1 rRNA gene is annotated in these 209 nt (G+C 51.2%); it reads left to right on the forward strand.

The features are described from left to right. A 23S ribosomal RNA gene (locus H6A12_RS13860) occupies nt 1-209 on the forward strand; the annotation flags it as partial.

Below are 209 nucleotides of genomic sequence, written 5' to 3' on the forward strand. Positions count from 1 at the left end.
CTGAAACCCTGTGCCTACAAGCACATAGAGCACGTCAAGGTGTGATATGGTACCTATTGTAGAATGGTCCGGCGAGTTATGTTATGGAGCGAGGTTAAGTACTTCAGGTGCGGAGCCGCAGCGAGAGCGAGTCTGAACAGGGCGAAATTAGTTGCATGACATAGACCCGAAACCGGGTGACCTATCCATGTCCAGGCTGAAGTGGAAGT

The organism is Merdimmobilis hominis, from assembly GCF_016901855.1.
Classification (GTDB): Bacteria; Bacillota; Clostridia; order Oscillospirales; family Ruminococcaceae; genus Paludihabitans.